Consider the following 19,157-nt stretch of genomic DNA (forward strand, 5'->3'; position numbering starts at 1 on the left):
CGGTGCGGGGTCACAACACCCGTACCGGCAACGGCTTCACGGCCCCCCGCAGCGCGGCGGCAAGCTCCTCGTACTCCGCGGCCCGCGCGGCCCCCGTACGCATCGCGAGGGCGATCCGCCTCGTCGGCGCCGGGTCCGCGAAGTACCCGGTGAGCAGCTGATTGCTGCGGCTGGTCTCGACGCGGACAGCGGTGCGCGGAAGCAGCGTCACGCCGAGCCCGCCGGCCACCAGCTGTACGAGGGTGGAGAGCCCGGCGGCCGTCGTGGTGACCGGCGCGTCCGCACGGCCCGCCTCCCGGCAGATGTCGAGCGCCTGGTCACGCAGGCAGTGCCCCTCGTCCAGCAGCAGCAGATTGAGTTCACGCAGGGCGTCGCGCGGGATGCCCTCCCGCCCGCCGAGCCAGTGGTCGAGCGGCGTGACGAGCACGAAGTCCTCGTCGAACAAGGGCAGTTCGGTCACACCGGGAACCCCCAGCGGCACGGCGAGCAGCAGCAGATCGAGCCGCCCGGCACCGAGCCCCTCGATGAGCGACGAGGTCTGCTCCTCATGCACCTGGAGATCCAGATCCGGATACTTCTCGTGTACGAGCCCGATGACGGTCGGCAGCAGATAGGGCGCCACGGTCGGGATCACCCCGAGCCTGAGCACCCCGGTGAACGGCGCGCGCACCGCGTCGGCCTCCTCCATCAGCGCCCCGACCTCGTCGAGCACGGCCCTGGCCCGCACCGCGAGCCGCTCACCGGCCGGGGAGAGCAGCACCTTGCGCGTCGTGCGCTCCAGGAGCTGGACACCCAGTGCCTCCTCCAGGGCCGAGACGGCGCCGGACAGTGCGGGCTGACTCATCCCGATTGCCACCGCCGCGTCCCTGAAGTGCAGATGCTCGGCCACGGCCGCGAAGGCGCGGAGCTGCGCCAGGCTGGGCTGCTTGCCCCTATTTATGGCTCGCACTGATAGCCACCTCCGATCAACGGGACAGAGTGTAGCTATTTCCCTAATCAATGCACTCTGTGCCACGATCGAAAGCAGTCCAACCCCCTGGAGCCCCTTACCGGGGTTCCTTTGCTTGCAAGGAGAGCGCGTGCTCACTGTCGGTGACAAGTTCCCCGAGTTCGACCTGACTGCCTGTGTTTCGCTGGAGGCGGGCAAGGAGTTCGAGCAGATCAACCACAAGACCTACGAGGGCAAGTGGAAGATCGTCTTCGCGTGGCCCAAGGACTTCACCTTCGTGTGCCCGACCGAGATCGCCGCTTTCGGCAAGCTGAACGACGAGTTCGCCGACCGTGACGCCCAGGTCCTCGGCTTCTCCGGCGACTCCGAGTTCGTGCACCACGCCTGGCGCAAGGACCACCCGGACCTCACCGACCTGCCCTTCCCGATGCTGGCCGACTCGAAGCACGAGCTCATGCGTGACCTCGGCATCGAGGGCGAGGACGGCTTCGCGCAGCGCGCCGTCTTCATCGTGGACCAGAACAACGAGATCCAGTTCACGATGGTGACCGCCGGTTCCGTCGGCCGTAACCCGAAGGAGGTCCTCCGGGTCCTCGACGCCCTCCAGACGGACGAGCTCTGCCCGTGCAACTGGACCAAGGGCGAGAACACCCTGGACCCGGTCGCGCTCCTCTCGGGCGAGTGAACGGAGCCCACTGACATGGCACTCGACGAACTGAAGTCCGCCGTACCGGACTACGCCAAGGACCTGAAGCTGAACCTCGGCTCGGTCATCGGCAACTCGGACCTGCCGCAGCAGCAGCTGTGGGGCACGGTGCTCGCCTGCGCGATCGCATCGCGCTCCCCGAAGGTCCTGCGCGAGCTGGAGCCCGAGGCGAAGGCGAACCTCTCCCCCGAGGCGTACACGGCCGCCAAGTCGGCCGCCGCCATCATGGCGATGAACAACGTCTTCTACCGCACGCGCCACCTGCTCTCGGACCCCGAGTACGGGACGATCCGGGCCGGCCTGCGGATGAACGTCATCGGCAACCCGGGCGTGGAGAAGATCGACTTCGAGCTGTGGTCGCTCGCGGTCTCCGCGATCAACGGCTGCGGCCAGTGCCTCGACTCTCACGAGCAGGTTCTGCGGAAGGCGGGCGTGGACCGCGAGACGATCCAGGAAGCCTTCAAGATCGCCTCGGTGATCCAGGCCGTGGGCGTCACGCTGGACTCGGAAGCGGTGCTCTCCGAGTAGGCGGCTCGTCGAAAGGGCCCCGCCGACTTCCGAGTCGGCGGGGCCCTTTCGCGTACGCCGGAGCCTAGGGCGCGAGCACCCGCCCCGCCGCGAGCACCGACGCCACGGTGCCGCCCGCCACCACGGACGAGGCGGCGACGACGGGCACGCGCAGCGCCCATGCGCGCAGCCTCGCCGAGCCGGACGCCCTGGCGAGCAGGGCGTCCCGCCCCTTCAGCACGGCGAGGCCGACCCCGGCGAGCGTCAGCGCCATGCCGGCCCCGAAGGCTCCCACCATCGCGAGTGCCGTACCGGTCCGTCCGGTGAGCAGCCCGGTGAGCAGCACGAGGAACGCCGATGGCGAGGGCAGGAGTCCGCCGGAGGTTCCCAGGAGCAGGAGGCCTCGCCAGGTGAGGAGGGAGGGGGCGGTGGGGATGTGGTGGGTGTGGTCGTGGCTGTGGTCGTGGTCGTGGCTGTGGTCGGGGTGTCTGCGGCGCCATCGTGGCTGGTCGCGCAGTTCCCCGCGCCCCTTCCGGGGCCTCAGCCGCACCAGCAGTGCCACCCCCACGCCCACCACGACCAGCGCCGCCACGAGGTTCAGCCAGCCCGTCAGTGACGCGATGTCCGGTGTGCTCTCCGCCGCCAGCCACCAGCCCACCGCCAGGGCCGTGACCGACAAGGTGTGCATGAGCGCGACGATCGCGCCGAGCCATACCGCGTCCCTGGCCCGGCCACGCCCTCCCACCAGGTAACCGGCGGCAAGCGACTTGCCGTGGCCCGGTGCGCACGCGTGCAGCGCGCCCACCGCCATGGACACCAGAAGGGCCAGCGGAAGGAACACCCCGTGGTCGAGGACCGCCGTCAGGTCCGTGGTCCAGGCGCTGCCGGACGAGGCGGGGCCCGCGGGTGCGCCGGACGAGGTGAGCGTCAGAGTGCGGGCCGGGGCCCGCGCCGTGTGCAGCCCTCCGCCGCCCCGCGGCGTCACGGAGACCGTGCGGTAGGCGCGGTCGACGTCCGTCAGGGCGGTGACGGTGAGGGTGATCCGGTCCACGGGCCGCGGGCAGGCGAAGCGCAGGCGGGTGCCGGACGCCCGCTCGACGGGGCAGTTGGCGCCGTCCTGCCGTACGCGGATGTGTGAGCCGAGGTAACCCGCCTCGTCGCCGCCGGACTTGTCGGCAAGGACGGCCATGTCGTCCGGCTGCGCCGACCAGTTGACCTCGACCGCCGATTCCCGCGCCTCGACCTTGACGACGGGTGGCGTACCGAAGGGGTGCGCCTGCGCCGGGGCCCCCGGGGGCCGGCTGCCGCGCCGGGGCGGGGGGGGGCGCGGCGCGCCCCCCCCGCGGGCGGGGTGGTCGGGGGGGCGGGCCCCCCGCCCCCACTTTCCGGGGGGGGGTGTACGCTTGGGGGGGCCCGGCCCCCCCCCCGCCCCCCCCCAACCGCCGGGGGGGCCCGGCGGCCAGGACGAGCAGCACCCCGGTCAGGAGTGTTCGCACGGTGCCGCTTCCCCTCAGCCGCGGCGCGCGGCCAGCGCGTGGATCGTGCCGTCGTCGGTGAGGGCGAAGATCCGCCCGCCGCTGACGGACAGCGCCGATGTGACGCCCGCGCCCAGGTCGTAGGCGTGCACCTGCCGACCCGTCGAGCGGTCGACGACGAGCAGCCGCCCGTCCCAAGTCCCCACGTACACATGGGACTTGGTGACCAAGGGATGCATGGTCGGCGATCCTTCGCCCGCCGTGCAGCCCATGGCGACCCGCCACTCGTCGTCCAGCGGACTCTCCCCCGGCAGATAGCCGGCCTTGGTCTGCCAGAGCGGCTTCGACGGGTCGGCCGCGCTCGTGTCATAGGCGCGTACGACACCGTCGCGCCCCGCCACGTACGCGATGTCACCCCAGACGGCCGGGCTCGTCAGCGGCGCGGGGCCCGGCTCGCAGACGCCCGAACCGCCCGCCGTCGACTCCCAGGTCTGGGCGCCCGACTTCGGATCGAATCCGCGGACCCCCGATGACGTGAACGTCACCAGCTTCGGATCGCCCGACGCCGGGTCGGTGAGGACGGGCGACGAGTGGCTGTCGATGCTGCCCTTGGTGTCCTTCACCCACAGCTGCTTGCAGCTCGCCAGGTCCATCGCGATGACGGAATTGCTCGAACCGGAGTGCAGATAGGCGGTGTTGGAGCCGGGCTCGCGCACCACGGTGCTGTGGAACTGCCCCCACGAGCCCGCCGCCGCGAACCCGCCGGGCAGCTTCTCGCCGGTCTTCGCGTCCCGGCAGCGCACCGTGTCCCAGTCCTGGTAGACGGCGACGGAACGGCCGCCGTCCGACTCACCGGTGAGCCCGAAGACGCTGACCGGACCGCCGGCCCGACCGTAGCGCCGCACGGTGTCCCCGTGCTGCTCCTCGCGGTCGACCGCCTCCCAGGCGATGTGCCCGTCGTCCGGTTCGATGGCGTAGACGCGGCCGACGCCGGTCGTCAGGTAGACCCGGCCGCCGTGCAGTGTGGGCGCCGACTCCGCGTCGCCGTCCAGATACGTACGCCAGATCTCGCGCCCGGACTTCACGTCGTACGCGAGCATCATGCTGTACGGCGAGTCGAAGGCCCGCGAGGAGACGATGACCTTGCCGTCCGTGACGACCGAGCCGTTGAGGTTGAACTGCTCCCCGGTGTGGCGCGCCCACTTCAGGTCGAGCACCGGCCCGGGATCGTCCGCGCTCGCGGAGCGTCCCGCCTCGTCGCCGCCCTGCCGGACCCAGTCCTGTCCCGCGGGCACCGCATCGGCGTTGCGCACCACGGTGAACGGGTTCTTCAGGGCGGGCCAGGCCTTGCCCCTGGTGTCGTACGCGACGGTCTCCGCCGTGTACGCGCCGGGCCGCAGGCCGCGCAGCAGATCGCTCGCCCGCGTCCAGGAGCCGCGGGCGTCGGGACAGGGCTCGGGCTTGCCGCCCGGCGGCGTGTAGCAGTTCTCGATGCCGGGCTTCGACGCGCCGTCGCCGAACCGCAGCGCATCGCGCCGCACGACATCGCCGCGCTTGTCCCGCACGGTCACCTTGGCCCGCTGCGGAGTACGCCCGTCGTCCTCCGCGTACACCTCGACGGGCACGCCGTCCTTCGCCGCGTGCACACTGCCCTTCGCGGGGCTGACCAGCGCGGCGTCGTCGTCGACCTCGAACTGCCGGTGGATTCCGGTGACATGACCGGTGTCCTCGTTCCGGTCCGTGCGCGGATCGTCGGTGATGGCGCTGAAGTCGAGGACCTTGTAGTCCGGGCGTGCGCCGTCGATCCCGTACGTGCCCTGGTTGTTGATCTCGACGGAGCGCTTGAAGGCGCCACGCCGGAACTCGGCCTGCTGGTTGTGGCCCGCCGCGACCATCCGCACGTCGTACTTGGCGAGTTCGTCGATGGTCGGCTGCATGCCCGCGCCCGGACCCCACTGGGTGAACAGCGAGCGGTGCGCGAAGACGAACACCTGCTTGCCGACCGCGTGTTGGGCGAGATCCCGGCGCAGCCACTCCAGCTGCGGCTTGAGGCCGCTCGCGTCGTAGTTGTCCTCGAGTACGACGATGTGGCGGCCGTCGCGGTCGAAGCTGTACCACTCGGGGCCGAGGTTGCGGCGGTAGTACTCCAGGCTGCCCGCATAGCCCTTGGAGGCCGCCGTGCCGCCGAAGTCGTGGTTGCCCATCACCGGGTAGAAGGGGTGGCCGAGCCTGCCCTCCTTGAGGCCCTTGCTGAACAGGTCGTAGGCGCCCTGGCGGCGCGGCTCCTCGGCGTAGTCGGTGACGGTGAGGTCGCCGGTGGCGATCTGCATCGTCGCCCCGTCGACCTCGGACATCGCCCGCACCTGCCCTGTCCACTGCGGAAGGGCCTTCTTCGCCTCCTCGTCCGTGCGGTTGCCGACCTCGGTGTCGGAGTTCATCACCCACTTCTCGGTGGGGTCGGCCGCGTTCTTGTCGGGGACGAGCGCGAAGTCGGCGTCCGCCGAGCCGCTCTCGGCGACCTCACGGAAGTACGTCGGTATGTAGTCGTCGCGCAGCGCGGGCGTGTAGCCGTCCGGCGAGACGATGCTGACGAGGTCCGTCTCACGCCGGGTGGGATCGATGTCCAGGCGGTACGAGCCGTCGGGCCCGGACGCCGTCCACACGGCCCCGTCGGTGACATCGACGCCCGCCATGGGCCGCTCGCCCTTGTCCCGCTTGCCGTTGGCGTTGGTATCCCGGAAGACGGTGCCCGTCACGGTGACGGTGTCCGCCGCGTCCGCACCATCGGCGTACGCGGCCTGGGGTGCGAGGCAGGACAGCGCGACCGTCCCCGCGACGGCCAACCGCAGCCGCCGGGGCCGCATCAGCCTGAGGACGAGCGGGAGCTGCCAGGCGGCGAGCGCGAGGAGCGTTCCGGCCGCCGTCACCAGGAGCACGGTGGCCCAGGGGAACGAGGGCGGCGCGTGCACACCACGGGCGTCGACGATCGGCGTGGCCGCGTCGGCGTCCACCGCCGTGCCGTCGAACTCGACGACGACCTGGCTCAGTCCGCCCTTGTCGAGCAGGGCGCTCAGGTCGACGGCGTCGAGCCGGCAGCTCCACGCCAGTTCCACGACGACGCCGCCCGGCACTCCGCCGCTGTCACCGGCCACGCCGGAGCCGTTGACCGGGCAGTCGGCCGAGAGCAGCCGGGACGCCCAGGCGCCTGCCTCCCCCGCGGACACCACGTCGTGGTGCACGACAAGACGCCCGCTCGTGACGCCGTCACCGGGGGCGACGACGAGTTCGGCGTGCTCGCGCGAGACGTGCGCGGCGGCGGGCTGGGCGCCGATGCCGAGCATCAGGACGAGCAGCCCGAGCACGAGCCCGCCCGCGGTGCGTATCCGTCTGCATCTCTGTCGATGACTCTGCCTGTGGCCGAGTCGGAGTCTGTGGCTGGGTCTCATGCGCGCGGACTCTAGCCACCGCAGGTGGACGCCAGGCCAAGATCCAGAGATGTTTTACTCGGCGGCTGTTCCGCCGTCCACGGGCGCGACGTCCAGCGCGGTGGCGCCCCGCGGTTGAGGCGCCTGCTTCAGGGCGGCCTCACGTGAGTACGCGCGGAGGTAGCCGACGACGGTGTTCGTCACGGCGACCAGCGGCACGGCCACCACCGCACCCCCGATCCCGGCGACAAGACCACCCGCCGCCACGGACAGCACGACGGCCAGCGGATGCACCCGCACGGCACGGCCGAGAATGAACGGCTGCAGGATGTGGCCCTCGATCTGCTGCACGGCGAGCACGACCGCCAGGGTCATGACGGCCGTGAACACGCCCTGCGTGACCAGCGCGACGACCACCGCGAGTGCGCCCGAGATCACGGCACCCACCAGCGGAATGAACGCGAAGAGGAAGATGAAGACGGCGAGCGGCACCGCCATCGGCACCCCGAGGAAGTAGATCCCGAGCCCGATGAAGATCGCGTCGATGAGGGCGACTATCACCGTGCCCCGCACATAAGCCGTCAAGGTCCGCCACGCGCGCGGCCCCGCTCCGGCGATCCCCGGCCGGGCCGGCGCAGGCACCAGCTTCAGGACCCACTGCCAGATCCGCTTCCCGTCGTACAGCAGGAAGAGCGTCGAGAACATCGTGAGCAGGATGCCGGTCATGGCCTCCACGATCACGGTGACGCCTTCGAGCCCCGCCGACGTCAGCTCCTCCGTGTTCGCCCCGACCGCCTCGCGCAGCGTCTTGGCGATGTCGTTGATCTGGTCCTCGGTGACGTGGAAGGGGCTGTTGAGCAGCCAGTTGCGCAGATCGTCGATGCCGTCCTGGACCTGGTTGGAGAGCGTGTCCGCGTTCTCCATGACCTGCCAGACCACGAACCAGCCGACGAGCCCCATGACGACGAAGCCGAGTACGGCGGTGAGCACGGTCGCCAGGCTCCTGGGCAGACCGAGCCGCCTGAGCCGGGCCACGGTCGGCTGCAGCATCGCGGTGATGAGCAGCGCCGCGATGAAGGCGAAGACGACCAACTGAACGGCGCTGATGACCTGCATCAACACCCAGAGCGTGCCCGCGAGTACGAGCAGCCGCCAGCCGGCCTCGGCCGCGACCCGCATCCCCCACGGCACCGCCGCGACGGGGTCGGGCCTGGCCGCTATGGCCGGCGCGTAGGCGGGCGGCGCGGGCACCACCGGTTCCGGTGCGGCCGCTCCCGCTGCCTCGACCGCGGCCGCGTCCCCCTCGGCTGCGGCGGCCTCATCGGCGGCCGACCGCCGTGAGCGCTTGGCCATGTCCGGAGAGTCGGTGTCCGGAGCGTCGGCGTCCGGAGCATCGGCGTCCGGTCCCCGACGCCCCTCCATCCGCTCGCCCATCCGAGACAGTCCGGCGCCGAGCCGGCCGAGCCACCCTGGCACTCGCGACATGATCCGTCCTCTTCCCCCGTCTTGCTTCCCCACCACTCCCCCCTGGAAGTTGTCGGACTGACCGTACACGGCTGAGACCCCCCACCGAAGGACGGTGAGGGGTCTCCAAAAGGCTGAGCGACAGGCGGCTCAGTACCAGTTGTTCGCCTGCCAGAAATCCCAGGCTCCGCACGGGCTGCCGTAACGGTCGTTCATGTAGTTCAGACCCCACTTGATCTGCGTGGCGGGGTTCGTCTGCCAGTCGGCTCCGGCCGAGGCCATCTTGGATCCGGGCAGCGCCTGGACGAGGCCGTACGCGCCCGAAGAGGGGTTGCTGGCCTGGTAGTTCCAGGTGGACTCGTGGTCGACTATGTTGCTGAAGCACTGGAACTGGTCCCCGGGGACCATCTGCCGTGCCATCGCCTGGACGTCCGCGACGGAGTACGAAGTCTGCTTCGCGAAGTCGCCGGCGTCACGCGTGGAGGAACGGCTGGCCTTGGTCTCGGCCGCCTCCTCGCGCTCCTTCTTCTCGGCTGCCTTCTCGGCGGCCTCCGCCTCCTCAGCGGCCTTCTGCTTCGCGATCGCCGACTCGGCGGCCTGCTTGCGCGCCGCTTCCGCCGCTGACTTCTTCGCGGCCGTGTCGGCAGCGGTGGCCTGTGCTTCGGCCTGCTGCGTCAGGGACGCGGTCTGTACCTGGGCCTGCTGACCCGCGGGGATGTCTGCGAGGAGTGTCGCGTCGCTTGCCGTCGCCTCGAAGTCGTTGTCATTCGAGGCGCCCGGGGTGCTGCCCGAGGCGACACCAACGACAGCGCCGACAGTGGTGACCGCGGTGGCTGACGCCACGGCGAATCCCCGGACCGAAATCCGGCTCACACGGTTTCCTTCCAGCATCGCCCGCATAGGTGACCTCGCGGACGCAATCGTGCCCCTGGCGCTGGCCTCCGCTTGGTACTCGGTCACGGGAGGCACGGGCCCGGTGGACAACTCCCGTTACGGGAGCGCCGCGTGGTGCTTCGGGCGGCATGCGACGGCCACTATGAAGTTCTGCTGTTCCTGAGTTGCGGTACCGCTGGGGGTACAGGTGTGTCGCATGCGGGGCCTGACAGGACCCAGACTCTGCCGCAGCCGGACGCCGCAAGGCAATTCTCCGTTGCGTGTGAAAGCTCACACCTCGTTTGCCCCAGGAGTTTTCAGGAAAGTGGCACACGCCAAGACGCCGCCCGGCTAGGCTCCTTCGCTTCGCCGGGCGGCGCCAACTACCGCGTAACCACCGTGAAATGGTTCAGATCTGACCGTCCTCCAGCATTTCGGTCACGAGCGCCGCGATCTGCGAACGCTCGGAGCGGGTGAGTGTCACGTGGGCGAAGAGCGGATGGCCCTTCAGCTTCTCGACGACGGCGACGACCCCGTCGTACCGACCGACGCGCAGGTTGTCGCGCTGGGCGACATCGTGGGTCAGTACGACACGGGAATTCGCGCCGATACGCGACAGAACGGTCAAAAGAACGTTCCGCTCCAGGGATTGGGCCTCGTCGACGATCACGAACGCGTCGTGCAGCGAGCGTCCCCGGATGTGCGTGAGCGGAAGCACTTCGAGCATGCCGCGCGCGGTCACCTCCTCGATGACCTCTTTGCCCGCCACCGACCCCAGGGTGTCGAAGACGGCCTGCGCCCAGGGCCCCATCTTCTCGGCCTCGGTGCCGGGCAGATAGCCGAGCTCCTGCCCGCCCACCGCGTACAGCGGCCGGAAGACCATCACCTTCTGGTGCTGCCTGCGCTCCAGGACGGCCTCAAGTCCCGCGCACAGCGCGAGCGCCGACTTGCCGGTGCCCGCGCGGCCGCCCATCGAGACGATCCCGACCTCCGGATCGAGGAGCAGATCGAGCGCGACCCGCTGTTCCGCGCTCCTCCCCTTGATGCCGAAGGCCTCACGATCGCCGCGTACGAGACGGACGTTGCCATCGGCCGTGACCCGGCCGAGCGCCTTGCCCTTCTCGGACTGGATGGTGAGGCCCGTGTGGACGGGCAGGTCGGCCGCCTCGGGGACGTACAGATGGTCTTCCTCGAAGAGGAGGTCCACCTGATCGCCGGAGAGGGTCAGTTCGGACATTCCGGTCCAGCCGGAGTCCGTGATGGCGAGCTCGGCGCGGTACTCCTCGGCGAGGAGTCCGACCGATGACGCCTTGATCCTCAGCGGCAGGTCCTTGGAGACGACCGTGACGTCGTACCCCTCTGCCTGGAGATTGCGCGCTACGGCGAGAATCCGTGAGTCGTTGTCCCCCAACCGGTAGCCGGCCGGAAGCACGCCGGGATCGGAGTGGTTGAGCTCGACGCGCAGCGAGCCGCCCAGGTCGCCGATCGGGATCGGCGCGTCCAGGCGTCCGTGCCGGATGCGGAAGTCGTCGAGCAGGCGCAGCGCCTGCCGGGCGAAGTATCCGAGCTCCGGATGGTGCCGCTTGGCCTCGAGCTCCGTCACCACGACGACGGGCAGCACTACTTCGTGCTCGTCGAAGCGGGTCAGGGCGTTCGGGTCTGCGAGCAGAACGCTGGTGTCGAGAACATAGGTGCGCCTGTCGGGCATGCGGCGCTTTGTGCTGGTCACCACGGAAGGACGTACCCCCTCGGATGAGGTCGGGGAGCGACGGGAAGGATGCCGGGAGAAATCCGGACCGGCTCTCGACCGCAGTGCGCGGGCCGAGCTCCGGCCCTCCACTTCGCCCGTGCTCACCGCACGGTCGTCCTGGTGCAAAGGGCCTCCCGGGCGGACGGCCCCATGCCGCCCGCTGAGATACGACATCCGTGAATCGGATGTCGACCTGGAAGGCTTATTCCCTCGAACAAGCGCAGCCATGCCAGGGCATATGACGGCGCGTCCGTGAACTCTGGGTTACTCAGGCCTCACCGACATGAGCACCCGCGCGAGGGTCTTACGCGGGGTCAGCCGCCGAAACGCCGGTTGCGGGCCGCGTAGTCACGCAGGGCACGCAGGAAGTCGACCTTGCGGAAGGCGGGCCAGAAGACGTCGCAGAAGTAGTACTCGGAGTGAGCGGTCTGCCAGAGCATGAAGCCGGACAGACGCTGTTCACCACTCGTACGGATCACCAGGTCCGGGTCCGGCTGGGCCCTGGTGTAGAGGTGCTTGCCGATGAGGTCGACGTCGACCTTGTCGGCCACCTCGTCGAGCGACTGCCCCTTGTCGGCGGCGTCGAGCAGCATCGAGCGGACGGCATCGGCGATCTCCTGGCGGCCGCCGTAGCCGATCGCGACGTTGACCACTATCCCGTCGACGTGGGCCGTGGCCTCCTCCGCCTCCTTGAGGACGTTGCGCATGCCCGACGGCAGGATGTCGGTGGCGCCGACGTGGTGGACGCGCCAGCGGCCGTCGCTGCCGAGGGAGCGGACCGTGTCCTCGATGATGCCGAGGAGCGGCCCCAGTTCGTCCTGGGGGCGGTCGAAGTTGTCCGTCGAGAGCAGCCACAGCGTGACGACCTTGACGTCCGTCTCGCTGCACCAGCCGAGGAATTCCTCGATCTTGTCCGCGCCTGCCTGGTGGCCCTGGGCGGTGGTGGATCCGGCGGCCTTGGCCCAGCGCCGGTTGCCATCCATGATGACCCCGATGTGATTGGGCACCTGGGCATGGTCCAGGTGGCCTTCCACCCGGCGTGCGTACAGCCTTACCAGCAGGCCGCGCAGCCTGTCCCGCAGGTTCACGGTCGTTTCAGCCCCTCCAGCAGATGGCAGTCCCCGAAGGCGAAAGCCTACCGCCGCAGGGGCGGGCCTCCGCCCTCGGGTGGGCCCGCACTGAAGTAGCTTCGTACCCATGAACGACACGTCTCTGTACCGCGCGGCAGCGAACCGTTACGACTCGATGGAGTACCGGCGAACGGGCCGCAGCGGCCTGAAGCTCCCGGCGGTCTCCCTCGGCCTCTGGCACAACTTCGGCGACGACAAGTCCCTGGACAGCCAGCGCGCCATCCTGCGCCGCGCCTTCGACCTGGGCGTCACGCACTTCGACCTGGCGAACAACTACGGCCCGCCGGCCGGTTCGGCGGAGCTCAACTTCGGCAAGATCTTCGCGCAGGATTTCGCCGCATACCGCGACGAACTGGTCATCTCGACCAAGGCGGGCTACCTCATGCACCCCGGCCCGTACGGCGAGTGGGGTTCGCGGAAGTACCTGCTGTCGTCCCTCGACGCGTCGCTCAAGCGGATGGGCGTCGACTACGTGGACATCTTCTACTCGCACCGCTTCGACCCGGACACTCCCCTCGAAGAGACGATGGGCGCGCTCGCGTCCGCCGTGCAGCAGGGCAAGGCGCTGTACGTGGGCGTCTCCTCGTACAACAGCGAGCAGACCGCCGAAGCGGCGCGGCTGCTGCGGGAGATGGGCGTGCCCGCGCTCATCCACCAGCCGTCGTACTCGATGATCAACCGCTGGACCGAGGACGACGCACTGCTCGACACCCTTGAGGACGCGGGCATGGGCTGCATCTCCTTCGTGCCGCTCGCCCAGGGCCTGCTCACGAACAAGTACCTGAAGGGCATTCCGGAGGGTTCACGGGCAACTCAGGGCAAATCGCTCGACCCGGAGTTGCTGAGCGACGAGGTCGTCCGCCGCCTCAATGGCCTGAACGACATCGCCGCCCGCCGCGATCAGTCGCTCGCGCAACTGGCTCTGAACTGGGTTCTGCGCGACGAGCGGATGACATCGGCGCTCATCGGCGCCTCCAGCGTGAAGCAGTTGGAGGAGAATGTGGCGGCGCTGGCGGGGCCGAAGCTGACGGACTCGGAGCTCGCCGAGATCGATACGTTCGCGGTGTCCACGCCCGGCACCAATATCTGGGCCGGGCGGGGCTAGTCGCTCCGCGGGAGTTGCGTTTCCGGCTGCGGGTTCGTCGTGGCTGGTCGCGCCCACGCGGCGGAGCCGCACATGTCACAGCCCCGCGCCCCTTTGGGGCTTACGCGCGCGGGCGCTTGAACCACGCGCCCGCGGCGCCCTGAGAGAGCAGTACGACGACGGCGATGGCAGCGAGCAGCGGCAGCAGGCCGGCCGGGTTGCCGTTGGCCGCGCCGCCGAGGGCCATGGCGATCTGCACGCTCATCAGGACGATGCACGTGACGCGGATGCCGTTGCCCACGGTGCCGTAGCGGAAGGCCATGCCCGCGGAGACCAGCAGGCAGACGTTGACTCCGAGGGCCGCGCCCGCCGTCTCCGGGTTGACCGTGAAGATCAGGCCGATCGAGCCGAGGACGAGGAGTCCGCCGAGGACCCAGAGGACGATCTGCGCGGCGCGCACGACGCCGGGCATCTTCTGCGGGGCGACCGGGCCGTAGCCGTAGGCGTATCCGGGGTCCTGGGCCGGGCCCGTATAAGTGGGGAGACCGGCCTGCGGGTTGTGCTGGGGGTCGGACGGTGGGGGGAATTGGTTCGACATGTCCCTGACCATATCCGGAGGCCTTGCGTCCGGGTTCTGGCGGCCCTTCCGGCAGTCCGTCGTCCGGGCACAAAAAATCGGGCCGGTCCGTGGGGGGGAGACGGACCGGCCCGAGGGGGGGTTTCCACCATAACCCTTCGTAAGGGATGGCGCGCGCATCGGCGCGAGACAACTACTCTCCGAGACCGTCCGGCGACTGCGTGACGACCACGCGGCCCTGTTCCACCACCGGATTTCGGCCCCCTGGGCGGAATTTCGGCCGCGCGGGGCCTTAGCCCATTGGGGGGACGCGAGGTGGGGCGCCGGCTTGACGCGGCCGGCGCGGGGGCCGCGGCGTCGGTGGCGGGTGGGGGCGGGCGGGGCCGCGCAGCCCCCTCCACCGCGCGGCACCGCACACGTGGCTTTGCTCACGCGAATTCGCCTTGGTCTGAACTTACGTGATGCCGACGGCTGGATCGAGCCAGTCCGGATAACGATGCAGAATCAACACACCCTGTTCTGGCATCACTTGCCTAACAATCGGCTCGCCGAGCAACCTCAAGGGCGATTCCGCCGTCGGGCCTGCCGTCGCCCCTCAGGCGACCTTCTCGTCGTACTTGCCCTGCCGGTTGGCCACCAGGACCTTCATGTGCTCGTCGCCCCAGATGCCCAGCGGGATCAGCGCGGCGTTCAGCGACTGGCCGAGGTCGGTCAGCGAGTACTCGACCTTGGGCGGCACCTCGCGGTACACCTCGCGGTGCACGATGCCGTCGGTCTCCAGCTCGCGCAGCTGCTGGATGAGGACCTTCTCGCTGATGCCGGTGAGATGCCTGCGCAGCTCCCCGAAGCGCATGACCTTGCCCGCGTACAGCGCCCAGAGGATCATCGGCTTCCACTTGCCGCCGACGACGTCCACGGCGGCGTCGAGCCCGCAGGCGTACACGGACTTGCTCTCCTTATTGCCCTCCGCACCGGTCTTCGGCATGGCCCACTCCTCATATCCGTACGTACGGCCGCCTGCCCGATCGACAGTACAGAGGAGATCGCCGATGAGTGTCGCTGTTTCATGGAGCGCGGCCAACGCCCGGCGCATGGAGCGGCAGTTCCTGCGTACGGCGGGCCGCGGGGCACCATCCGCCTCCTGCCGACCGCCGAACTCCCCCTCTGGACAAGTGCGTTGCCCGCCTTGCCGGGCGGCCGAACCTCCGCCACAGTCATGACGCACAGATGGGCCCCATGACGTACACAGTGGCTGAATGTCGGACACTGCCCTAGCCTGTACGACATGAGCGAGGAATCGCATGACGTCAAGATCACGGTCCGCGATCTACAGCGGAACGCCGCTGCCGTCCTCAAGCGGCTTGAGGACGGCGAGACGATCACCGTCACCCGGCATGGCCGAACGGTCGCTCGGATACTGCCTCCGGATCCGGCCGAGGAGGCCATCAACCACGCGGTAGCCGAGGGGATCATCGACCGCGCGGACCTCGCCCGCGCGCGGACGGCGGCTCAGACCGCGAAGGTGCGCAGGGCTCCGGCCTCACCCGAAGGGGACGCGGCCAGCCGGGCATTGCAAGAACTGCGTGATCTTGAAGGGGACCGATAGTGGCAGTCATCTATCTGGACACCTCGGCGGCGATCAAGCTCTTCAAGGCAGAGGCAGAGAGCGAAGCCCTTGAGCTCTGGCTCTCTCAGCAGGGCTCCCTCACGGTCCTGACCAGCGACCTGACCCGAACGGAGCTCCGCCGCGCCCTGCGCGCCTGCGACACGGACGCGTCGACAATGCGTGAAGCGGAGGACTGGCTGGACGATTGCGCCCTGGTGCGCCTTCGGCCCACGGTGTTCGACGCAGCGGGCCGGCTGCCCCACACAGGACGCCTTCGATCACTCGATGCCCTGCACTGCGCTGCGGCGATGAGCCTGGGCAGCGCGGTCAGCGCGTTCGTGGCGTATGACAAGCAGCTCGTCGAGTGCGCCCAGGCACTGGGCCTTCCGGTCGAGAGCCCCGGCTGACGGCTCGGCCGAGCCTCACGCCGGGCGGCGGTCAACGCTTCCGGGCGTCGAAGAGATGCCGGGTGCTGTGGGCGATGAACGGCCCCTCCGTCTCGATCTGCTGGTGCAGCTCCCGCAGCCGGGGCCGGTACTTGTCCACGGAGAAGTCCGGCACCATCCAGACGACCTTGCGCAGGAAGTGCACGACGGCACCGACATCGAAGAACTCCATCCGCAGCCGCTCGGCCCGGAGGTCAATGATCTCCAGGCCCGCCGCCTCGGCCTCGGCGCGCTCCAGGTCCGGATGGCGCGCGTTCCTGACCTCCTCCGGCTGCGCCCCGAGGAAGTACTCCACGACCTCGAAGACGCTGGCGGGCCCTACGTGCTGGGCGAAGTACGTCCCGCCGGGCCGCAGTACCCGCGCGATCTCGGGGAAGTTCGCCTTTACCGGGTGGCGGCTGGTGACGAGGTCGAAGGCCTCGTCGGCGAACGGCAGCGGCGCGTCGGCAGGAGAGGCGACGACGACCGCGCCGCGCGGGTGGAGCAGGGCCGTGGCCTTAGCGACGTTCGGCGGCCATCCCTCCGTGGCGACGGCGCACGGCGGCAGCACGGGTACGGCGGCGAGGACCTCACCGCCGCCGGTGTCGAGGTCGAGGGAGGCGGAGGCGTGCCGCAGACGCTCACCCATGGCATGGGCGTACCCCCAGGAGGGCCGCTCCTCGGTGGCCCGTCCCTCGAACCAGGAGAAGTCCCAGCCTTCGGTGGGGGCGGCCTCGGCTTCGGCCACGAGGTCGTCGAAGCTGCTCATGGCCCGATCCTCGCACCCTGCGGGGGCACGCTCACCTGGATTTCTCCCCAGCCCCGCCGACCAGGGACTTATCTCACATATAGTCCATAAGAGGCACAATCGGTGCATCGGCGCAGTCCGTCGCGCTGCGCGAGGCGAAGCGCGACGTGTTGTGGAGGAGCCATGGCACAGACCCGATTCGCCCCCGACCGCGGGCTGACCTCGCGCATGGTCACGACGATGTTCTTCATCGGCCTGCTGTACGTCGTGGTCGTCGGCGTCCTGGTGGTGCTGCTTGAGGGCGCCTGGGTGGTGATCACGCTCGTCGCCGGTGGCCTCTTCATCGCGCAGTTCTGGTTCAGCGACCGGATCGCCGCGTTCAGCATGGGCGCGCGCGAGGTGACGCCGGAGCAGGCCCCCGAGCTGCACGGTGCCGTCGACCGGCTGTGCGCACTGGCGGACATGCGCAAGCCGCGGGTGGCGGTCGCCGAGTCGGACGTACCGAATGCCTTCGCGACCGGCCGTAACCGGAAGAACTCGATGGTGTGCGCCACGACCGGGATGCTGCGCCGTCTTGAGCCGGAGGAGCTGGAGGGTGTGCTCGCCCATGAGCTCTCGCATGTCGCGCACCGTGATGTCGCGGTGATGACCATCGCGTCGTTCCTTGGCGTGCTGGCGGGAATCATCACCCGGGTCGCCCTCTGGAGCGGCGTCGGACGCGACAACCGGGATCAGAACGCCGCCATAGCCGTGCTGATCGTCACCGCCGTGAGCGCCGTCGTCTACGCGCTCAGCTTCCTGCTGACCCGACTGCTTTCGCGTTACCGGGAACTGTCCGCCGACCGTGCCGCCGCGCTGCTGACCGGCCGCCCGTCAGCGCTGGCGTCCGCGCTGACGAAGATCACCGGGCAGATGGCTCGGATACCGACCCGCGATCTGCGCAAGGCGGAGCCGTTCAACGCCTTCTACTTCGTGCCGGCGTTCCACAAGGAAAGCTTCAGCCGCCTGCTGTCCACCCACCCGACGCTGGAGCAGCGGCTCGACCAACTGGGCCGTATCTCCGTGCAGTTGGGACGGTAGTGAGCATGGGTTTCCTCGACGCCATCCTCGGCCGCAGCAAGCCGGTACGCCCCGACCTCGACCAGCTCTTCGCGCTGCCGTCCGCCGCCGTCACCCTGCAGGCCGCGGCCGGTTTCGCACCCACCGGCCTGGGGTCGGTATGTTTCGCCAGCGTGGAGGGCGGGGCGTTCTCGCGGATCCAGGAGGAGGCGCGGGCGCTGCTCGACGGCCCGGTGGAGTTCAGCCAGGACGCGTACGGCTATACATGGTTGCTCGTGCGGCATGCAGCCACGGAGGACGTCGCGGGCCTGGTCAATGACCTGCACGCGGTCAACACGTCCTTGGCGGAGGCCGGTTTCGGACCACAGCTGCTGTGCTCGCTGATCGGATTCCGCGATGAGCAGGACCGGACTCTGGCGCTGGTCTACCTCTACAAGCGCGGCACGTTCTACCCGTTCGTACCGCGGCCGGGCGGGGGCGAGAAGCGCGACAACCCGGTCGAACTGCAGGTGCGGGCGATGCTCGGGGACGATCTGACGATCGAGCGCGATCTGGCGCGGTGGTTCCCGGTGTGGGGGGCTCCGGGGCTCTGACGCCGACCAACTGCCGCTTATTCGGGCTTAATTAGGACACGCCTAGGGTTCGATCATGACCACAGACAGCCGGCCCTCAGAGTCCGTCACCTTCATCAACGTCTTCGAGATCGCCGCCGAGGACGTCGACGCCTTCGCCGAGAAGTGGGAGCAGCGGGCCGCGATCATGAGCAAGAAGCCCGGCTTCATCGATACGAAGCTGCATCGGGCCCGCGCCGCGGACGGGCGGTTCCAGCTCGTGAACGTGGCCCACTGGGAGAGCCAGGAGGCCTGGGAGGCGGCCACGGCCGACCCCGGGTTCGCCTCGCGGACGGATGCCGCGCGGGAGTCCAAGGCGACTCCGGCTACGCCGAATACAGGGCTGTACGACGTGGTCGTGCAGTTCCCCTAGCGGGGCTTCGGTGTCCCGGCGGTTCATTGGCGCCGGGGCCGCCCGGTTGTCCTGAGGTTGGCGGTTCCGGGCCGGGTGTAAAGGGCGCTCCGCTGCGCTACGCGTCGGCTGCGCCGATTCCGCTTCGCTCCACCCTTGACACCCAACCCTCCACCGCGAGAAGCGAGATGACCGGGCGGCCCTCGAAGCGGGGCTCACGGGGACCACCCGGCGGGGCGTGCGGCTTTCCTGCCGGGTGCGGACTAGTTCGTATCAGCGCAGCCCGCTGAAGGGGTGGGAGGGGTGCGCGGCCGGTCCGGGGATGGGTCCCGGTCTCGTCAAGCGTCTGGCGGCCGGATCTTCCGGGGTGGCCGTCGCTTCCCGGTCGAGAGGGGGGGGTGGGGGACCTACCTGTC

The 19,157-nt window shown here is 69.6% G+C and carries 18 protein-coding genes; 8 read left to right on the forward strand and 10 right to left on the reverse strand.

Annotation, left to right across the window (positions count from 1 at the left end; translation table 11 throughout):
• Positions 1–10 precede the first annotated feature (10 nt).
• On the reverse strand, positions 11–949 hold the full coding sequence (locus ACFWY6_RS14230) for a LysR substrate-binding domain-containing protein (protein WP_266870421.1): 939 nt from the start codon (positions 947–949) through the stop codon (positions 11–13).
• 130 nt (positions 950–1,079) lie between these two features.
• Between ACFWY6_RS14230 and ACFWY6_RS14235 the strand changes: the two genes are divergently transcribed.
• Positions 1,080–1,634: a peroxiredoxin gene (locus ACFWY6_RS14235; protein WP_266870420.1), complete on the forward strand. Its 555-nt coding sequence runs from the start codon at positions 1,080–1,082 to the stop codon at positions 1,632–1,634.
• Between the two features lie 15 nt (positions 1,635–1,649).
• Positions 1,650–2,183, forward strand: a complete 534-nt coding sequence (locus tag ACFWY6_RS14240) for an alkyl hydroperoxide reductase (RefSeq protein ID WP_384689215.1) — start codon at positions 1,650–1,652, stop codon at positions 2,181–2,183.
• Between the two features lie 64 nt (positions 2,184–2,247).
• Here the strand turns inward: ACFWY6_RS14240 and ACFWY6_RS14245 are convergent, their stop codons facing one another.
• The 6 genes from ACFWY6_RS14245 to ACFWY6_RS14270 all read right to left on the reverse strand — a co-directional run bounded on the left by ACFWY6_RS14245 (position 2,248) and on the right by ACFWY6_RS14270 (position 12,237).
• The gene (locus tag ACFWY6_RS14245) at positions 2,248–3,351 is read right to left on the reverse strand and encodes a hypothetical protein (RefSeq protein ID WP_384689218.1); all 1,104 of its coding nucleotides are present in this window, start codon (positions 3,349–3,351) and stop codon (positions 2,248–2,250) included.
• 321 nt (positions 3,352–3,672) lie between these two features.
• Positions 3,673–6,999 (reverse strand): PQQ-binding-like beta-propeller repeat protein, encoded by a 3,327-nt coding sequence (locus ACFWY6_RS14250; RefSeq protein WP_384689220.1) that lies wholly within the window; start codon positions 6,997–6,999, stop codon positions 3,673–3,675.
• 138 nt (positions 7,000–7,137) lie between these two features.
• Entirely contained in the window at positions 7,138–8,547 is a 1,410-nt protein-coding gene (locus tag ACFWY6_RS14255; protein ID WP_384689222.1) for an AI-2E family transporter, read from the reverse strand.
• Between the two features lie 129 nt (positions 8,548–8,676).
• Positions 8,677–9,417 carry a transglycosylase SLT domain-containing protein gene (locus ACFWY6_RS14260; RefSeq protein ID WP_384689226.1) on the reverse strand — a complete coding sequence of 247 codons (741 nt, stop codon included), beginning with the start codon at positions 9,415–9,417 and terminating at the stop codon, positions 8,677–8,679.
• 391 nt (positions 9,418–9,808) lie between these two features.
• Positions 9,809–11,131 carry a PhoH family protein gene (locus ACFWY6_RS14265; RefSeq protein WP_266870414.1) on the reverse strand — a complete coding sequence of 441 codons (1,323 nt, stop codon included), beginning with the start codon at positions 11,129–11,131 and terminating at the stop codon, positions 9,809–9,811.
• Positions 11,132–11,463: 332 nt separating this feature from the next.
• Positions 11,464–12,237 (reverse strand): isoprenyl transferase, encoded by a 774-nt coding sequence (locus tag ACFWY6_RS14270; RefSeq protein ID WP_266870413.1) that lies wholly within the window; start codon positions 12,235–12,237, stop codon positions 11,464–11,466.
• A 109-nt stretch (positions 12,238–12,346) separates the two neighbouring features.
• Between ACFWY6_RS14270 and mgrA the strand changes: the two genes are divergently transcribed.
• The gene (gene mgrA / locus ACFWY6_RS14275; protein WP_384689230.1) at positions 12,347–13,384 is read left to right on the forward strand and encodes an L-glyceraldehyde 3-phosphate reductase; all 1,038 of its coding nucleotides are present in this window, start codon (positions 12,347–12,349) and stop codon (positions 13,382–13,384) included.
• Between the two features lie 100 nt (positions 13,385–13,484).
• On the opposite strand, the gene ACFWY6_RS14280 is transcribed toward mgrA, so the two are convergent.
• Both ACFWY6_RS14280 and ACFWY6_RS14285 read right to left on the reverse strand, forming a co-directional pair.
• The gene (locus ACFWY6_RS14280) at positions 13,485–13,961 is read right to left on the reverse strand and encodes a hypothetical protein (protein WP_384689232.1); all 477 of its coding nucleotides are present in this window, start codon (positions 13,959–13,961) and stop codon (positions 13,485–13,487) included.
• 574 nt (positions 13,962–14,535) lie between these two features.
• On the reverse strand, positions 14,536–14,925 hold the full coding sequence (locus ACFWY6_RS14285; RefSeq protein WP_384689234.1) for a winged helix-turn-helix transcriptional regulator: 390 nt from the start codon (positions 14,923–14,925) through the stop codon (positions 14,536–14,538).
• A gap of 300 nt (positions 14,926–15,225) precedes the next feature.
• Between ACFWY6_RS14285 and ACFWY6_RS14290 the strand changes: the two genes are divergently transcribed.
• Together ACFWY6_RS14290 and ACFWY6_RS14295 are read left to right on the forward strand one after the other, a co-directional pair.
• Positions 15,226–15,546, forward strand: a complete 321-nt coding sequence (locus tag ACFWY6_RS14290; protein ID WP_384689237.1) for a type II toxin-antitoxin system Phd/YefM family antitoxin — start codon at positions 15,226–15,228, stop codon at positions 15,544–15,546.
• Entirely contained in the window at positions 15,546–15,953 is a 408-nt protein-coding gene (locus ACFWY6_RS14295) for a type II toxin-antitoxin system VapC family toxin (RefSeq protein WP_384689240.1), read from the forward strand. Before ACFWY6_RS14290 ends, ACFWY6_RS14295 begins: the two co-directional genes overlap by 1 nt.
• A 31-nt stretch (positions 15,954–15,984) precedes the next feature.
• Here the strand turns inward: ACFWY6_RS14295 and ACFWY6_RS14300 are convergent, their stop codons facing one another.
• Complete coding sequence (locus tag ACFWY6_RS14300) at positions 15,985–16,740, reverse strand: class I SAM-dependent methyltransferase (RefSeq protein ID WP_384689242.1); 756 nt, start codon at positions 16,738–16,740, stop codon at positions 15,985–15,987.
• Positions 16,741–16,902: 162 nt separating this feature from the next.
• Between ACFWY6_RS14300 and htpX the strand changes: the two genes are divergently transcribed.
• From htpX to ACFWY6_RS14315, 3 genes are read left to right on the forward strand one after another with little or no spacing between them, the layout of a single operon-like run.
• Positions 16,903–17,799, forward strand: a complete 897-nt coding sequence (htpX, locus tag ACFWY6_RS14305; RefSeq protein WP_384689245.1) for a zinc metalloprotease HtpX — start codon at positions 16,903–16,905, stop codon at positions 17,797–17,799.
• 5 nt (positions 17,800–17,804) lie between these two features.
• Complete coding sequence (locus ACFWY6_RS14310) at positions 17,805–18,371, forward strand: hypothetical protein (protein WP_384689248.1); 567 nt, start codon at positions 17,805–17,807, stop codon at positions 18,369–18,371.
• 55 nt (positions 18,372–18,426) lie between these two features.
• Positions 18,427–18,762 (forward strand): antibiotic biosynthesis monooxygenase family protein, encoded by a 336-nt coding sequence (locus tag ACFWY6_RS14315; protein WP_384689250.1) that lies wholly within the window; start codon positions 18,427–18,429, stop codon positions 18,760–18,762.
• The last annotated feature ends 395 nt before the right edge of the window (positions 18,763–19,157 follow it).

This window comes from Streptomyces sp. NPDC059037, from assembly GCF_042740015.1.
GTDB lineage: Bacteria > Actinomycetota > Actinomycetes > Streptomycetales > Streptomycetaceae > Streptomyces.